General features: G+C 42.0%; 13 protein-coding genes, 1 tRNA gene, 2 rRNA genes and 1 pseudogene. 8 read left to right on the top strand and 9 right to left on the bottom strand.

Features of this window, described 5'->3' with window-relative positions; translation table 11 throughout:
* Positions 1–86: 86 nt before the first annotated feature.
* Both Q0Y52_RS08955 and orn read right to left on the bottom strand, forming a co-directional pair.
* A tRNA-Gly gene (locus Q0Y52_RS08955) sits at positions 87–161 on the bottom strand.
* A gap of 154 nt (positions 162–315) precedes the next feature.
* A complete protein-coding gene (orn, locus tag Q0Y52_RS08950; RefSeq protein ID WP_297820745.1) occupies positions 316–861 on the bottom strand; it encodes an oligoribonuclease in 546 nt (181 codons plus the stop codon).
* A gap of 117 nt (positions 862–978) precedes the next feature.
* Between orn and rsgA the strand changes: the two genes are divergently transcribed.
* The 4 genes from rsgA (at position 979) to Q0Y52_RS08930 (ending at position 4,601) form a co-directional block, all read left to right on the top strand.
* The gene (rsgA, locus tag Q0Y52_RS08945) at positions 979–2,013 is read left to right on the top strand and encodes a small ribosomal subunit biogenesis GTPase RsgA (RefSeq protein ID WP_297820743.1); all 1,035 of its coding nucleotides are present in this window, start codon (positions 979–981) and stop codon (positions 2,011–2,013) included.
* A 134-nt stretch (positions 2,014–2,147) separates the two neighbouring features.
* Positions 2,148–3,008 (top strand): archaetidylserine decarboxylase, encoded by an 861-nt coding sequence (gene asd / locus Q0Y52_RS08940; protein ID WP_297820741.1) that lies wholly within the window; start codon positions 2,148–2,150, stop codon positions 3,006–3,008.
* Between the two features lie 5 nt (positions 3,009–3,013).
* On the top strand, positions 3,014–3,880 hold the full coding sequence (locus Q0Y52_RS08935) for a DMT family transporter (RefSeq protein ID WP_297820739.1): 867 nt from the start codon (positions 3,014–3,016) through the stop codon (positions 3,878–3,880).
* A 22-nt stretch (positions 3,881–3,902) separates the two neighbouring features.
* Positions 3,903–4,601, top strand: coding sequence for a glycerophosphodiester phosphodiesterase family protein (locus Q0Y52_RS08930; RefSeq protein WP_297820737.1), 699 nt, complete (start codon positions 3,903–3,905; stop codon positions 4,599–4,601).
* A 21-nt stretch (positions 4,602–4,622) separates the two neighbouring features.
* On the opposite strand, the gene Q0Y52_RS08925 is transcribed toward Q0Y52_RS08930, so the two are convergent.
* The 5 genes and pseudogenes from Q0Y52_RS08925 to gpmI form a co-directional block, all read right to left on the bottom strand.
* Entirely contained in the window at positions 4,623–5,027 is a 405-nt protein-coding gene (locus Q0Y52_RS08925; RefSeq protein ID WP_297820735.1) for a MerC domain-containing protein, read from the bottom strand.
* 203 nt (positions 5,028–5,230) lie between these two features.
* Positions 5,231–6,055, bottom strand: a pseudogene (locus tag Q0Y52_RS08920) (DUF808 family protein).
* 9 nt (positions 6,056–6,064) lie between these two features.
* Positions 6,065–6,829: a divergent polysaccharide deacetylase family protein gene (locus Q0Y52_RS08915; protein WP_297820733.1), complete on the bottom strand. Its 765-nt coding sequence runs from the start codon at positions 6,827–6,829 to the stop codon at positions 6,065–6,067.
* Between the two features lie 95 nt (positions 6,830–6,924).
* Positions 6,925–8,016, bottom strand: a complete 1,092-nt coding sequence (locus tag Q0Y52_RS08910) for a peptidoglycan DD-metalloendopeptidase family protein (protein ID WP_297820731.1) — start codon at positions 8,014–8,016, stop codon at positions 6,925–6,927.
* 70 nt (positions 8,017–8,086) lie between these two features.
* Complete coding sequence (gene gpmI / locus Q0Y52_RS08905; RefSeq protein ID WP_297820729.1) at positions 8,087–9,619, bottom strand: 2,3-bisphosphoglycerate-independent phosphoglycerate mutase; 1,533 nt, start codon at positions 9,617–9,619, stop codon at positions 8,087–8,089.
* Between the two features lie 277 nt (positions 9,620–9,896).
* Between gpmI and Q0Y52_RS08900 the strand changes: the two genes are divergently transcribed.
* The 4 genes from Q0Y52_RS08900 to gpsA are packed head-to-tail and all read left to right on the top strand — an operon-like array spanning position 9,897 to position 12,145.
* Complete coding sequence (locus Q0Y52_RS08900) at positions 9,897–10,322, top strand: rhodanese-like domain-containing protein (RefSeq protein WP_297820727.1); 426 nt, start codon at positions 9,897–9,899, stop codon at positions 10,320–10,322.
* A 16-nt stretch (positions 10,323–10,338) separates the two neighbouring features.
* Complete coding sequence (grxC, locus tag Q0Y52_RS08895; protein WP_297820725.1) at positions 10,339–10,596, top strand: glutaredoxin 3; 258 nt, start codon at positions 10,339–10,341, stop codon at positions 10,594–10,596.
* Positions 10,597–10,618: 22 nt separating this feature from the next.
* Positions 10,619–11,134 (top strand): protein-export chaperone SecB, encoded by a 516-nt coding sequence (secB, locus tag Q0Y52_RS08890; RefSeq protein ID WP_297820723.1) that lies wholly within the window; start codon positions 10,619–10,621, stop codon positions 11,132–11,134.
* A 15-nt stretch (positions 11,135–11,149) separates the two neighbouring features.
* Positions 11,150–12,145, top strand: a complete 996-nt coding sequence (gene gpsA / locus Q0Y52_RS08885; RefSeq protein ID WP_297820721.1) for an NAD(P)H-dependent glycerol-3-phosphate dehydrogenase — start codon at positions 11,150–11,152, stop codon at positions 12,143–12,145.
* A 516-nt stretch (positions 12,146–12,661) separates the two neighbouring features.
* Here the strand turns inward: gpsA and rrf are convergent.
* Both rrf and Q0Y52_RS08875 read right to left on the bottom strand, forming a co-directional pair.
* Positions 12,662–12,777: ribosomal RNA gene (gene rrf / locus Q0Y52_RS08880) — 5S ribosomal RNA — on the bottom strand.
* Between the two features lie 191 nt (positions 12,778–12,968).
* Positions 12,969–15,846: ribosomal RNA gene (locus Q0Y52_RS08875) — 23S ribosomal RNA — on the bottom strand.
* Between the last annotated feature and the right edge of the window lie 353 nt (positions 15,847–16,199).

Genomic DNA, 16,199 nt, shown 5'->3' with positions numbered 1-16,199 from the left:
ATTTGTAACCGACAACTGCGTTGTCGTGCACCCCTTGGGATCTCATAACAGGCTGTTAATCACATTAAACATTGATACTTTATATTTGGAGCGGGAAACGAGATTCGAACTCGCGACCCCAACCTTGGCAAGGTTGTGCTCTACCACTGAGCTATTCCCGCATAATGAATGTACGTCTCAAACTATAATCGCCTAAAACGGAGGCGCATTTTACAAAAATAAAACGCCTATGCAAGCCCTAAAATCAAATTTCATGCTTTTTTCAAAAAAAGACACACTATTGATGAAAATGTGTGCATATTTTGATGTGCTTCATTAAATAGTGAATACATGTTGGCGGTAATAAACCATTTCGGCGATGGACTCACGGATATCATCTAACGCTAGATGCACACCTTTTTTGTGAAAACCATCTAACAATTCTGGTTTCCAACGGCGAACTAGCTCTTTAATCGTACTGACATCAATATTTCTATAATGAAAATATTGTTCAAGTTCAGACATATATTTGACTAAAAAGCGACGATCCTGGCCTATGGTGTTTCCGCACAATGGAGATATTCCCTTAGGAACAAAGCCTTGCAAAAATAAGATGGTTTGTTCGACAGCTTGTTGTTCGTTAACGTCACTATTGCGGCAGCGTTTGGTAAGACCTGATTTACCATGTGTATCTACACACCATTGGTTCATACCGTTGAGTATATCATCAGGCTGATAGATCGCTAACACTGGCCCTTCGGCTAATATATTAAGATCCTTGTCTGTCACTATGGTAGCAATTTCCAAAACCACATCGGTCTGTGGATCTAGCCCTGTCATTTCCAAATCAATCCAAACTAAGTTTTCGTTATTTACAAACATACAGACTCCTTGATGAACATTATGGTGCGAACAACAAATACATTAATAATTTGGTATCCACCTCTGCAAACGTTAATATGATACAAGAAATGGTATTAATTACAGCAAAGATAAAACGTGGCTAAAAAACCAAAGTTAACAGACAAGCAGAAACGACAAGTTTCAGTAAACCGCACCAAACGAATTTCAAGCAGTGTCAAATCAAACGAAATTGAAGATAATCAGTTTGGTGAGCAACAAAGTGGACGAGTCATAGGCCGTTTTGGCAAACATGCAGATGTTGAAGACCCAGCAGGCGTTATTCACAGATGTCACATGCGCCGAACCATAAATAGTGTGGTATGTGGCGATGAAGTGTTGTTTAGGCCAGGGAAAGATCAGTCATTAACGATCAGCGGTATCATCGAGATTGTCCAAGATAGAAAATCAGTCCTCACCCGCCCTGATTTTTATGATGGGGTGAAACCAGTCGCGGCTAACATCGATCAGATAATCATCGTCAGTTCAGTTTTACCAAGCTTATCTTTGAATATTATCGACAGATATTTAGTTGCGGCAGAAGACGTAGAAATTATGCCGGTAATATTATTAAACAAAGTCGAATTACTTGACTCACAACAGTTAAAAGAAGTAGAAAATCAGCTAAATATTTATCGTGATATTGGCTATCAAATTGTCTACACCAGCTGTAAAACAATGACAGGGCTTGATGAACTTGCGATATGCTTAAAAGATAAGGTCAGTGTATTTGTTGGACAATCAGGGGTAGGGAAGTCAAGTTTAATTAATGAGTTATTGCCTGAAGCAGATGAAATCATTGGCGACATATCCAATAACTCTGGTTTAGGCCAGCACACCACCACCACAGCAAAACTACTGCACTTCCCTGCTGGTGGTGATTTGATTGATTCACCTGGTGTACGTGAATTTGCGTTATGGCATCTGCCTGCAGAAAGGCTGACGAATGGGTTTAGGGAATTCAGAGACTATTTAGGTGGCTGTAAATTTCGAGATTGTAAGCATGGTAATGATCCTGGTTGTCTCATTAATGCTGCAGTTGAAAACGGTAAAATAAGCCCGCAACGTTATCAAAGCTATCATAAAATATTGTTGAATATGGATGAGCTTCGCCCAGCACATACAAAAGTGTAATGTCTCTGTGTTGAAACATAAATTAGCCTGCAAAAAATACTAGCATATAGCCTATTAGACTTAGTTAAGAGCAAACTACTAAGAATATTACGTTACAATTGTAAGTGGAACGTTAGATTATTAGGAAAGTTACTTTGTTAGACTCGTTAAAAATTGCTTTACAGTATATCACCCCAAAACACCTACTATCTCGTTTGGTGGGTACGCTAGCTGCAGCGCAAGCCGGTGTTATGACTACAGCTATGATTAAACTCTTCATTAAGCAATATAAAGTTGATATGTCTGAAGCACTCGACTCTGATCCTGAGTCCTATTCATCATTTAACGCATTTTTCACTCGGCAACTTAAAACCGACGTGAGGTCGATATGCCAAGATAAAAAACAACTTGCCTTACCTGTCGATGGTGCAGTGAGTCAATTAGGCGATATTGTGCATGATGCTATTTTCCAAGCGAAAGGCCATAACTATAGTTTAACTACGTTGCTGGGTGGTAAACCTGAACTTGCAAGACCCTTTTTAGATGGTAAATTTGCTACGATTTATCTTTCTCCTAAAGATTATCATCGTATTCATATGCCTATAGGTGGGCAGCTTACCGATATGCTTTATGTACCTGGCGAGCTATTTTCAGTGAGTCCTCTGACCGCAGAACGTGTACCCGGATTATTTGCTAGAAACGAACGAGTAGTGGCTATTTTTGATACTGAAATAGGTAAAATGGCCATGGTATTAGTAGGGGCGACTATTGTGGCCAGCATTGAAACAACATGGGCAGGTACTGTGACACCACCTGTTGGTAAAAATGTACAGCATTGGCAGTACCCTGCCCAAGGTGACAACGCTGTATTTATCAAAAAGGGTGATGAGATGGGTTTGTTTAAACTCGGCTCAACCATAGTGGCTTGCTTCGAAGCTGACATGATAGATTTTTCGGATTTAAGTGCAGGAGACGTAACGCGTCTCGGTGACGTTTTCGCAAACATAACGAACTAATCAACTTGGATCCCGTTAAAAAAAGTCTGTGGTCTTTACACGTCACTATGATATTGCTAGGTGCCACGGCATTATTCTCTAAACTTCTGCCCTTATCTGCAATAGACATTACTTTTGGCCGTGCCACTATTGCTTGCATCATGTTGTTTGGCATTGTAAAAATATTCAGAAAATCAATATTATTAGACCGTAAAAAAGACTATTTTGTTGCTCTTTTTTTAGGTCTACTCATGGCGGCGCATTGGGTTAGTTATTTTGCTGCCATGCAGTATTCATCAGTATCTGTTGGCATGATAGCCTTATTTACATTCCCCGTAATGACAGTACTTTTAGAACCTTTTTTTGAGGGCATACGTTTGGTGTGGCAAGATTTGGTCAGCGCCATTGTTGTGCTTTTTGGTATTTTCCTGATAGTACCAGAAGTATCATTAGATAACGAAATTACGCAAGGTGTGTTGATTGGTGTAAGCTCAGCCGTGTTGTATTCTTTTAGAAACTTGGTGCATCGCAAACATTTCTCCCACTATTCTGGCGCCCACGCCATGGCCTACCAAACCTTGGTAATTTTCATCTCACTTAGCTTCTTCTCAAGTGATGAGTTATTTAAAGCAAGCCAAGAAACCTATGTGGGTCTGGTTATACTGGGTATATTTTTAACAGCGGTGCCTCATGCTTTAATTGCTGCAAGCCTTAAACATCTTCGAGCCAAAACATTTTCATTGATTGCCTGTATGCAACCACTCTATGGTGTAACCCTTGCGATACTGGTGTTAGATGAACAGCCCAGATGGCAAACCTTAGTCGGTGGTTTGTTAGTGATTTCAGCCGCCATTTATGAAACCATCAACGCTCAAAAACTTCACAGTAAATAATAATGTTTAGGGGGCTAACACAATGCTGATATTCGCCCATAGGGGTGCCAGTGCTGATGCCCCTGAAAACACCTTATTAGCTATTGAACAAGCCTTGATTCAACAAGCTGATGGTATTGAAATAGATGTTTATCAACTCGGCGATGAATTAGTGGTTATCCATGACAGATGGGTAAGTAGGACAACCAATGGCAATCGTCTATTATCTGATTATACTCTCGAAGAATTACAAACATTAGACGCAGGCCAAGGCCAATTTGTGCCAACACTTTGGCAAGTATTGGAACGTGTACAAGGGCAATGTTTGATAAATATTGAAATGAAGGGTGTGGATGATGTTTCACTAGTGAATGTATGCATTAACAAAGCGCTAAACCAGTTAAATTTCGAACCTGAGCAATTTATCGTTTCATCTTTCAACCACCATTTGTTGTTGGCTTTTAAAAGTATTGCGCCCAATACCAAGATTGGAGGGCTAACGGGCAGTAATCCTTTAGATTACGCGCGATTTGCACAAAAACTGCAAGCATACTCAGTTAATGCTGAGATTAATTTTGTTGATCAAGCTTTTGTTATAGATGCACATAATCGTGGTTTGAAAATGTTTGTGTATACCGTTGACGAACCTGCAGACCTGCTAAGGTTGCAATCTTGGGGAGTAGATGGAGTATTTAGTAATGGACCCGCGAAGGCTAAAGTGGCATTAACCAATAAGGTTTAATAAAGCCATTCGGTAATGTATCTAGGAACTCGCACATCCAGAATCACAATCTTCGCAACTTTGACATAATTTCAAATTCACTAAATGCGCACCTACAATTAAAAAAGCCCCAACGGCAATGGTGAAAGGCTCGTAAGACTCGCCAAACATATCTTTATTCCAATAAATTAAACCGCCCAATACCAGACTATATAAAGGATAGAGCTGTCGGTGATAACGATAAAATCCTGAGAACAATGCCCAAAAACCTATGATCATCGAAAGTGATAAAATACTTCTCTCGAACCAATCTTGAGCAAAAAAAGAGGCGCTCACAAAAGGGATCAGAGGAATAAGAATAGGGAGTAATAAACAATGCAACGCACACAAACTCGAGGCCCAAATGCCTAGTCGGTCTAATAGCGTTTTATCTTTGGTTACTTGCATCAGTAAATCCTCAACCTCATCGAACGTTATAATATAACATTCCATAAAATTTACAAGTATTTCTGCCTAAAATTTTAAGACGGAACAAGAAAAACATCTTAACAGGCGAGTAGAAATTCACTCACTCCATAACTATTATTCCAACCAATAAATAATTAAAAATTTAAGGGAAGACGACTGAGGCTTTTTAATAAATTTAAGGCCTAATATAGTGGCGAGTAAACCAGAGCACCAACAATAATACCCACTAATCCTTCAAGTAAAATCGGCACGATAGATGCCACAAACCTTATGGATTCGATGTTTTGAAAGACGGGTTCTAACGAAGGGTGTATGAAGGGGATACTGTGCACCAAAATACCACCTCCAACCAAAAACATAGCTGCTGTACCTACTCCGGAGAATGCCCTCATCAGAATTGGGGTAAAAATCAATAGTCCCCATCCTACGGTTCGTTGAATACTGTTATAATTTGCAATTAGAGATTTTCTTAATAAGCATAAACTTGCATCATCCAGCTTTACAATGAAAGCGTCTAACCCATACACACCAACAGTAATAGCCAAGGCCAGCAAGGATAAAACTGTCACTAGGGTTGCAAAGGACTCTGCTTGTAAAGTGCTGAGTAAAATTACCACAATTTCGGCGGATAGGATAAAATCGGTATTAGTGGCTCCTTTAATTTTTTTTCAAGGATCACTAAGTCAATATTAGGATCGGCTACAGCCTCATAACATAGATACAGCGCGCCAATAACCTGCAACGCCACGATTAACCATGGTAAAAATGCACTTATCAATACTGCAGATAGCACGAAAATCAGTTTATTTAGAAGAGAGCCTTTTGCTACTGCCCATACAACAGCTAATTCCCGTTTGCTCTCACCCCAGAGACTTGCTCGGTGTTCAGAGCTAAGTCATCTCCCAACACGCCAGCTGTCTTTTAGCCGTCACTTTCGACAAAATAGCCACATCATCCAAAATAGTGGCAATATCATCTTTAAGGGTAAGTAGATTAGCTGCAGGCATGTTACTTCCTTATAAGTCTGGAGGAGTGGGTTTTAACTCAGCTTTAGGATGATAAGTATAGGCCACACCTGAAGAGACTATGTCGCTTAATTTAACTAACTCAATGCCATGCTGTTGAAGTCTGCCTAAATGTATTTTCAAATATTCAAGGGTTTGTGGATAGGGGTGGGCAATACCTACCGCATAACCATGCTTTTTGGATAGACGAAGTAAACGATGAAATTGTTTATCAATCTGCTCAAAGTTTGGAGTGTGATCAATAAACACATTACGTTTCGTGCTTAACACACCATGTTGTTTGGCAATGTCTTCTGCTTTACTGTATCTGGTGGTACGACTATCAACAAAAAACAAGCCCTGCTTTGACAGAAACGTCATCGTTATCGACATAGGTAAGGAAAGTTGAGTCAACTTACTGCCCATATGATTGTTTACCCCCACAGCATCGGGCACAGTAGATAAAGCAACTTTTAACGTATTAACGATTTGATGGGGTGGCATACTAGCAAGCAATACATTTTTTTCTTGATTATTACCCGCCAACGATTCCATTGGCATATGTAACATGACTTCACGTTGCTGGGCTGCGGCACGCTTTGAAAAAGTCTCAGATAAAGGTTTATTCGGTAAAATCGCAAAAGCGACATTGGCAGGTAATACAAAGGCTAGCGCATCTTGTTGGTTGTTTCCCATATCGTCAATGATCAAGGCGATTTGAGATGCTCTAACAGAACAACCGATACACAACAGGCAACTAATTAGAAATAAACGCATGTTTTTATTATTGTTTTACCCGACAGCATTTCGTTTTAATTATAATCACAACAAGTATTTTTACTAGGATTGGTTCGTTTATATGCACAAAGGAACTAAAGCTTTAACCAATTAACAGGGTTGATTGGCTTTCCTTTATGTCTAATTTCGAAGTATAAGTTAGGTCGATTTTGTCCTCCACTTTGCCCAAGAAGGGCAATGGCTTCACCTGCCTGAACAGACTCACCAGTTTGCTTTAGCAACGCTTGGTTATGGCCGTAGAGGCTCATAAATCCGTCTCCATGATCCAGTACAGTCACTAACCCAAAGCCTCTAAGCCAATCAGAGTAAAGTACTTTAGCATGATGTATGGCAATCACAGCGTCTCCTGGAGTCCCATTTATCACCACTCCTTTCCATTTAATTTGACCTTGCCTAAACTTACCAAACATTTTTCTAAGGTTACCCTTGGCAGGCATTAATAAACGGCCTTTAAGGGTACCAAGACCACTTAACGTTACGTCTTGTTGGTCGAGTTGTTGCGCTTGAGTTAATGCTTCAAGTAAATTCTTTTCATTGATTTGTAGTTGGGCAATTTTTACTTCTTCAGACTCTATTGCGTCCTGCAGCGCTATAAGCGTTCCTGCCCTTTCAGTTTGATTCGCTTTTAACACTTGTTGTTGCTCAAGCTGTTTACCTTTTAACTGCTCGAGCTCACTTTGATTATTAATCAACTTGGCATTCACCTTTTGCAGATTTTTGACTAACAAGTTAAAGCTATCGATTTGCAATTTACGGGCCTTGTTTAAATACTGATAGTAAGTAATAGTCCGTTCAAAATTAGTAGCATCTTGTTGATTCAACAACATTTTTGCGAAATCATAATTGTCTGTCATATAAGCGCTTCGGATCTGTTTGGCTAACACTATTTTTTGCTGTGATAAGGAGCTCAAATAATCCTTTTGTTGTTTGCGCAATATTTTAAGTTTTTGCTGATTATTGTCGAGGAACCTCTGTGTTTTATTGAGTTTTCTTGCAGCTTTCGCAATCTGTATTTCAATAACCTTCAGATTATCTTGAAGCGTCTTGGCAGTCGCAAGTTGTTGATTGATTTGCACCTGTTTGGTTTTTATTTGTTGTTGAATACTTTTAAGATCTGACTGTTCTTGGGCGTTTACAACAAATACAAAAAAAACACTACACAACATTATTAATAAGGAAGACCTACTAGCTAAGCTTTTAGCTTGGAATAATGTGTGCAGTATCAATCTCAATTGATTAGTCCAATGTGACTAGAGAAGTACCGGTCATTTGTGGAGGTTGTTCCATCCCCATTAGATACAGCATAGTGGGGGCCACATCACTTAATGTGCCTCCTAGTCTAACCGTTGATTTTTGTCCTACGTGAATAAAGGGAACGAGTTCACTGGTGTGTGCGGTGTGTGATTGCCCTGTCTGTTCATCTTGCATTTTTTCAGCATTACCGTGATCAGCTGTAATTAAACAGTCACCACCATTACGTTTGATAGCCTCAACGACTCTGCCAACACAGGTGTCAACTGCCTCACAAGCTTTGACGGCTGCATCAAAGTTACCCGTATGCCCAACCATGTCCCCATTAGGATAATTACAAACAATGACATCAAACTTCCCAGAGTCTATTGCTGCTACAAGCTTATCGGTTAACTCAGCCGAATTCATTTCTGGTTGCAGGTCATAAGTGGCGACTTTAGGTGATGGGATCAAAATACGCTCTTCACCTTTATACAAGTCTTCACGGCCACCACTATAGAAAAAAGTGACATGTGCATATTTTTCAGTCTCAGATATACGCAATTGCGTTTTATTATGCTGAGCTAACCAATCACCCATAACATTCACTAATGGTACAGGTGGGTATGCTGCTGGAGCATTAATGCTCTCTGCATATTGCGTTAAGGTTACAAAAGCACTTAGCTCAATGTGTGTATCTTTATCGAATTCACTAAAATCTTTCTCAACAAAAGGTCGACTAATTTCGCGGGCTCGATCGGCTCTAAAATTCATGAAGAAAACAGCATCTCCATCTTCCAATGGAACTGCCTCACCAATGGTGGTGGCTTGCATGAACTCGTCATTTTCGTCACGTTGATATGAAGCAACTAAGGCTTCAGTAGCGCTCGTGGCAACCTTATTTGCTTTACCATGAGCAATCAAATTGTAAGCAGCTTCGACTCTATCCCAACGGGCATCTCGGTCCATCGCATAATAACGACCAATGACACTGGCCGTTTTGCCTAAGCCTAATTCGGCAAACACTGCATCAGCTGACTGTAATGGACCCTTTGCGCTTCGTGGTGGTGTATCGCGACCATCCAAAAAGGCATGTAGATATAACTTTTTTGCGCCGTGCTTTGCGGCCATTTTCAAAAAGGCAAAAATATGATCTTCGTGGCTATGTACCCCACCGGCTGATAATAACCCCATAACATGGATGGCTTTATCTGCTTGAATAGCGTTGTCTAGGTTTTTTATAAATACAGGATTTTCAAAAAAATCACCGTCTTCAATGGCCTTGGTCACTCGCGTAAAGTCCTGATACACCACACGGCCTGCACCTAAATTGACATGACCTACTTCAGAATTACCCATCTGCCCCGGAGGAAGACCAACGTCTAATCCTGATCCAGATATTAAAGAGTGGCTGTATGCATGGCACAATCCATCTAAAACTGGCGTATGGGCGTGTGCAATCGCATTGCTTTCCAATTCTTCCCGATGACCCCAACCGTCAAGAATAATCAATGCGGTGGTCTTTTTAGTTTGAGTCATTGTGCAGCCCTTATAGATAAAACTATTTATTAATTTTGTGAGTCATACTAAGGTGAAATATAATGTGTATTTATATGGCCTAGTATCATGATAATCGGCTAATATTATCCTTACTCGCAGCGCACGTCACGGCTAAATCCTTTTAAAAACCAAATGTATAACAATAAGTTATTCCTTGTCGCACGGATGAATACACCCTAGGACTGGTTTCTACACACAAAATCTATATACTTTGGCCTCGTTTTTTTAAGTTACTCACCTTTAAGGGTCACCTGTTATGGATCAAATGGTAGAATTCGTCGTTAATCACTATATTTTATCTGGTTTGTTCGCTGCACTTCTAGCTGCACTAATATATACCACTGTGGCAAGCCAGCTTTCATCATTAAAAGAATTAAGTACACATGAAGCAACTCTATTAATGAACAAAGAAGATGCTTATATTCTGGATATTCGCCCTGTGGCAGAGTTTAAAAAGGGCCATATTTTAGGATCTAAACAGATCAAAGCGGAGTTAGTCACAAAAGGCGACTTTTCTACACTTGAAAAATCAAAAGACAAGCCCATAATTGTTGTCTGTGCTATGGGCATGACGTCAAAACGTACGGCATCTCAGATGCTTAAAGCAGGATTTGAAAATGTAGTGACGTTGAAAGGTGGTATAAGTGCTTGGCAAGCTGCAAGTTTACCCGTCATCAAATAAATGCCAGGAGATAAATATGAATAAAGTCGATATTTATACTAAAGGGCATTGTCCTTATTGTCATAGGGCTAAGGCTTTATTGACCCAAAAAAAAACTAGTTTTAATGAAATTGAAATCGATATAATGCCTGAATTACGAAGCAAAATGATCGAACGAGCAAAAGGTAAATCGACTGTTCCACAGATTTTCATCAAAGATTATCATGTAGGTGGATGTGATGAATTGTTTGCATTAGAAGCAAAAAACCAACTAGACAGTTTATTAGCTGACTAACAACTCAATTTAAGGAAGTATCATGGCTGACGAGAATCAACCAAACGAGGCTGCAACGCAGCCAGAAACGGCACAAGGCCCACAGTTTTCAATTCAAAGAATATACACTAAAGACATTTCTTTTGAGGCACCTAACTCACCTGCAATGTTTCAAAAAGAATGGAAACCAGAAGTACAATTAGACTTAGACACAAAGAGCAATGCACTAGGTGAAAACCTGTATGAAGTGACATTATCAGTCACTGTCACTACCAAAATCGGGGAAGAAACAGCTTTTCTATGTGAGGTACAGCAAGCTGGCATATTTATGATTGGCGAAATGCCAGAGCAGAATAAGGCTCAAATGATTGGTGCTTTTTGTCCCAATACCTTGTTCCCGTATGCTAGGGAGACCATTTCTAATCTAGTGAATCGTGGCACTTTCCCACCACTAAACTTGGCACCTGTTGATTTCAATTCAATATTTGCAGCCTACATGCAAAAACGCGCTCAACAAGCTCAAGAACAAGCACCAGCAACGCAAAAATTAGATGCATAATACGGCTGATTTAAAATGAACTCGGTGTGTGTATTAGGGGCAGGATCATATGGTACTGCGCTGGCTTTTTGTCTCTCTCGCAATGGCTTGAAAACTGTCTTGTGGGGGCGAGATAAGCAGCAAATTGAATTGATGGCTAACACCAGACGTAATCAAAAATACCTACCCAACGCTATTTTTCCGGAAGAATTATCACTCGAATCTGAACTTTGCAAAGCGATAGACAACAGTCAAGACATCCTAATAGTTGTTCCAAGCCATGCATTTTACAGCACGTTACAACAAGCAAAACCATACCTAAAACCTTGGCATAGAGTAATTTGGGCAACAAAAGGATTAGAGCCTGAAACAGGTAGGCTTTTACAAGAGGTGGCTCTAGAAATTTTGGGCGACGATATCCCTATTGCAGCATTATCAGGCCCCACCTTTGCTAAAGAAATGGTGGCAGGACTACCTACCGCGATTTCATTAAGTTCTACAAATGAAAACCTAGCCATTGAATTTGCAAATAAACTGCATTGCTCAAAATCGTTTAGAGTGTACAGAAATGATGATTTCATAGGCATACAGCTAGGCGGAGCCGTCAAAAATGTTATAGCTATTGGCGCCGGTTTATCTGACGGCTTAGGCTTTGGGTCTAACGCTAGGACAGCCCTTATTACTAGAGGTTTAGCTGAGCTGACAAGGCTTGGGATCAAGATGGGTGCTAAACAGGCCACATTTATGGGTATGTCAGGTTTAGGTGACTTAGTCTTAACGTGTACAGATAATCAGTCTCGTAACAGACGGTTCGGGTTGGCATTAGGTAATGGCCTAGGTATTCAAGAAGCCATGACCGAAATTGGCCAGGTAGTTGAGGGTTACAAAAATACCAAAGAAGTACACATTCTTTCGCAACGTATGGGTGTAGAAATGCCCATTTGTGAACAGATCTATGAAGTACTCTACAACCATAAACCCGCCAAAGAAGCCGCGTTAACACTACTAGGCAGAGATCAAACATCTGAGTAGTAGCACTTCTCTGTACTCCTTAGATCCTTTTCGTTGTTTAAGCATTTATTCCCCCAATAATAAATTTAACAACATAGGCAAAACTAATAAAAATTTAAAGCCAACATGACTTAATACCAATCAGCATGATTCTGTGACAAAGACATAGCCAAGCTTTCAGTGTGTCAAGATAATCCACTTTGTTAAGGTTTGCGTGTAGCTACTCAGCAGCGTAACCAACCTAAACACCAGAAACAGAAAAGGGCTACGCTTGCGGATAGCCTTTCTCTAAATGGGGGACAGCGGGATATCCAATGCGGGGCTGGCATCCAGCAATGTGCGGGGCACCCTGTGCTACTCTCGCATAAGTGTTCAGTAGGTATATTTGCTGCACTGCAGCGCCCTGTTGAACAACGAGCCAAGGAAGGCGAGTTTGGGTGCATATCATCAGGGATGTATATATGTCTACTCTGGATTTATCAATCCGCAGAAACAAAAAAGGGCTACCCTTGCGGATAGCCCTTTCTCTAAATGGGAGCCTGGCAATGTGCTACTCTCGCATGGGGAAACCCCAAACTACCATCGCCGCTAATGTGTTTCACTTCTGAGTTCGGAATGGGATCAGGTGGTGCCACATCGCTATTGTCGCCAGACAAAAACTGTTATCTATCGAGCTTTCACTCAATAAATCAATATGTAAAAGCTGATGCTCACTGCCTACCTAGGTAAAAGCGCGCTGTAATCGAGGCTAAAGAATGTCTTCAGTCTTACTCTTAATTTTATGTTAATACTTGCCACTCATCAAACACTCAGCACTTCTTTTATGAAGCCACTTGGGCGTTGTATGGTTAAGCCTCACGGGCAATTAGTACAGGTTAGCTCAACGCATTGCTACGCTTCCACACCCTGCCTATCAACGTCGTAGTCTTCAACAACCCTTAAGGTACGTTAAACGTACAGGGATGACTCATCTTAGGGCTCGCTTCGCGCTTAGATGCTTTCAGCGCTTATCGATTCCGAACGTAGCTACCGGGCAATGCCTTTGGCAAAACAACCCGAACACCAGCGGTTCGTCCACTCCGGTCCTCTCGTACTAGGAGCAGCTCCCTTCAATCATCCAACGCCCACACCAGATAGGGACCGAACTGTCTCACGACGTTCTAAACCCAGCTCGCGTACCACTTTAAATGGCGAACAGCCATACCCTTGGGACCGACTTCAGCCCCAGGATGTGATGAGCCGACATCGAGGTGCCAAACACCGCCGTCGATATGAACTCTTGGGCGGTATCAGCCTGTTATCCCCGGAGTACCTTTTATCCGTTGAGCGATGGCCCTTCCATTCAGAACCACCGGATCACTATGACCTACTTTCGTACCTGCTCGACGTGTCTGTCTCGCAGTTAAGCTGGCTTATGCCATTGCACTAACCTCCTGATGTCCGACCAGGATTAGCCAACCTTCGTGCTCCTCCGTTACGCTTTGGGAGGAGACCGCCCCAGTCAAACTACCCACCAGACACTGTCCACAATCCCGATAAGGGACCCATGTTAGAACATCAAACCTACAAGGGTGGTATTTCAAGGTAGACTCCACATCATCTAGCGACAATGCTTCAAAGTCTCCCACCTATCCTACACATGTAGGGTCAATGTTCAGTGCCAAGCTATAGTAAAGGTTCACGGGGTCTTTCCGTCTAGGTGCGGGTACACAGCATCTTCACTGCAATTTCAATTTCACTGAGTCTTGGGTGGAGACAGCGTGGCCATGATTACGCCATTCGTGCAGGTCGGAACTTACCCGACAAGGAATTTCGCTACCTTAGGACCGTTATAGTTACGGCCGCCGTTTACCGGGGCTTCGATCAAGAGCTTCTCCGAAGATAACCCCATCAATTAACCTTCCGGCACCGGGCAGGCGTCACACCGTATACGTCATCTTTCGATTTAGCACAGTGCTGTGTTTTTAATAAACAGTTCCAGCCACCATTTCACTGCGGCCCCCGTTCGCTCATGAAGCAAGTCCAATCACAAACAGGGGCGTACCTTCTCCCGAAGTTACGGTACGATTTTGCCGAGTTCCTTCACCCAAGTTCTCTCAAGCGCCTTAGTATTCTCTACCTGACCACCTGTGTCGGTTTGGGGTACGGTTCGATATATCATAAGTTTAGAGGCTTTTCCTGGAAGCATAGTATTTGCAACTTCAACACCGTAGTGTCTCGTCTCGTGTCTCGAGCATGTAGGCTCCCGGATTTGCCTAAGAGCCAACTCTACGCACTTTCACCTGGACAACCAACGCCAGGCTTGCATAACTTTCTCCGTCCCCCCTTCACTGATATACCAAGTACGGAAATATTAATCCGTTTCCCATCGACTACGCATTTCTGCCTCGCCTTAGGGGCCGACTTACCCTGCCCTGATTAGCATGGGACAGGAAACCTTGGTCTTCCGGCGTGGGGGTTTTTCACCCCCATTATCGTTACTCATGTCAGCATTCGCACTTGTGATATGTCCAGCTCGCCTCTCAGCTCACCTTCAGCCACTTACACAACGCTCCCCTACCACGCAAAGTAAACTTTGCGTCCGCAGCTTCGGTATATTACTTAGCCCCGTTACATCTTCCGCGCAGGCCGACTCGACTAGTGAGCTATTACGCTTTCTTTAAAGGATGGCTGCTTCTAAGCCAACCTCCTAGCTGTCTTAGCCTTCCCACCTCGTTTCCCACTTAGTAATATTTAGGGACCTTAGCTGGCGGTCTGGGTTGTTTCCCTCTTCACGACGGACGTTAGCACCCGCCGTGTGTCTCCCGGATAGTACTCACAGGTATTCGGAGTTTGCAAAGGGTTGGTAAGTCGGGATGACCCCCTAGCCTTAACAGTGCTCTACCCCCTGTGGTATTCGTCCGAGGCGCTACCTAAATAGCTTTCGGGGAGAACCAGCTATCTCCGAGTTTGATTGGCCTTTCACCCCCAGCCACAAGTCATCCGCTAACTTTTCAACGTTAGTCGGTTCGGTCCTCCAGTTGATGTTACTCAACCTTCAACCTGCCCATGGCTAGATCACTCGGTTTCGGGTCTATACCTAGCAACTAAACGCGCAGTTAACACTCGCTTTCGCTACGGCTCCCCTATTCGGTTAACCTTGCTACTAAATATAAGTCGCTGACCCATTATACAAAAGGTACGCAGTCACAGAACAAGTCTGCTCCTACTGCTTGTACGTATACGGTTTCAGGTTCTATTTCACTCCCCTCACAGGGGTTCTTTTCGCCTTTCCCTCACGGTACTAGTTCACTATCGGTCAGTTAGGAGTATTTAGCCTTGGAGGATGGTCCCCCCATCTTCAGTCAAGATAACACGTGTCCCGACCTACTTAATATGGCAATAATGACGCTTCGTGTACGGGGCTATCACCCTGTATCGCTGTGCTTTCCAACACATTCCACTACTTCATTACTACTCGGCTGCTCCCCGTTCGCTCGCCGCTACTAGGGGAATCTCTGTTGATTTCTTTTCCTAAGGGTACTTAGATGTTTCAGTTCCCCTCGTTCGCTTCTTATAGCTATGTATTCACTATAAGATACCGCCGAAGCGGTGGGTTTCCCCATTCGGAAATCTGTGGGTCAAAGCATTTTGTCGGCTCTCCACAGCTTATCGCAGACTTACACGTCCTTCATCGCCTCTAACTGCCTAGGCATCCACCGTATACGCTTAGTCACTTAACCATACAACCCCAAATGACCTCTCCATTACCGAAGTAATAGTGCGTTATTCGTCATCATCTCAGTAACGTCAGAAATAATTCCAAACAACTCGTCCACCCTTTGACCTTTTATTTCAAAGTTAGGTGCAACACTCTTTTAAAGAATATTACTGTTGTATGCGTGACAAGTTCTAATCACAAAATCAGATAGAGTAAGTTCCTAAGAACACTCTTTTAGTTTTCGATTACTATTTTATCAGCTTTCCATATTGTTAAAGAACATTGTGTCCTGCGTCTTAACGCCGGCTACAATTAAGGCTTAAAAAAACCTTAATAAATTCATACTGAAACAGTACATATTGATTAAGGACTTCG

The organism is uncultured Paraglaciecola sp. (genome assembly GCF_943787955.1).
Taxonomy (GTDB): Bacteria; Pseudomonadota; Gammaproteobacteria; order Enterobacterales; family Alteromonadaceae; genus Paraglaciecola.
Note: the sequence above shows the minus strand (reverse complement) of the source record. Positions and strands in the feature narration are given on the sequence as shown.

Excerpts from the sequence above, each read along its gene's own strand:
- Q0Y52_RS08925 (WP_297820735.1), bottom strand. The coding sequence starts at position 5,027 with ATGCAAGTAACCAAAGATAAAACGCTATTAGACCGACTAGGCATTTGG.
- Q0Y52_RS08930 (WP_297820737.1), top strand. The coding sequence starts at position 3,903 with ATGCTGATATTCGCCCATAGGGGTGCCAGTGCTGATGCCCCTGAAAAC.
- secB (WP_297820723.1), top strand. The coding sequence starts at position 10,619 with ATGGCTGACGAGAATCAACCAAACGAGGCTGCAACGCAGCCAGAAACG.
- gpmI (WP_297820729.1), bottom strand. The coding sequence starts at position 9,619 with ATGACTCAAACTAAAAAGACCACCGCATTGATTATTCTTGACGGTTGG.
- Q0Y52_RS08915 (WP_297820733.1), bottom strand. The coding sequence starts at position 6,829 with ATGCGTTTATTTCTAATTAGTTGCCTGTTGTGTATCGGTTGTTCTGTT.
- Q0Y52_RS08900 (WP_297820727.1), top strand. The coding sequence starts at position 9,897 with ATGGATCAAATGGTAGAATTCGTCGTTAATCACTATATTTTATCTGGT.
- orn (WP_297820745.1), bottom strand. The coding sequence starts at position 861 with ATGTTTGTAAATAACGAAAACTTAGTTTGGATTGATTTGGAAATGACA.
- grxC (WP_297820725.1), top strand. The coding sequence starts at position 10,339 with ATGAATAAAGTCGATATTTATACTAAAGGGCATTGTCCTTATTGTCAT.
- Q0Y52_RS08910 (WP_297820731.1), bottom strand. The coding sequence starts at position 8,016 with ATGTTGTGTAGTGTTTTTTTTGTATTTGTTGTAAACGCCCAAGAACAG.
- gpsA (WP_297820721.1), top strand. The coding sequence starts at position 11,150 with ATGAACTCGGTGTGTGTATTAGGGGCAGGATCATATGGTACTGCGCTG.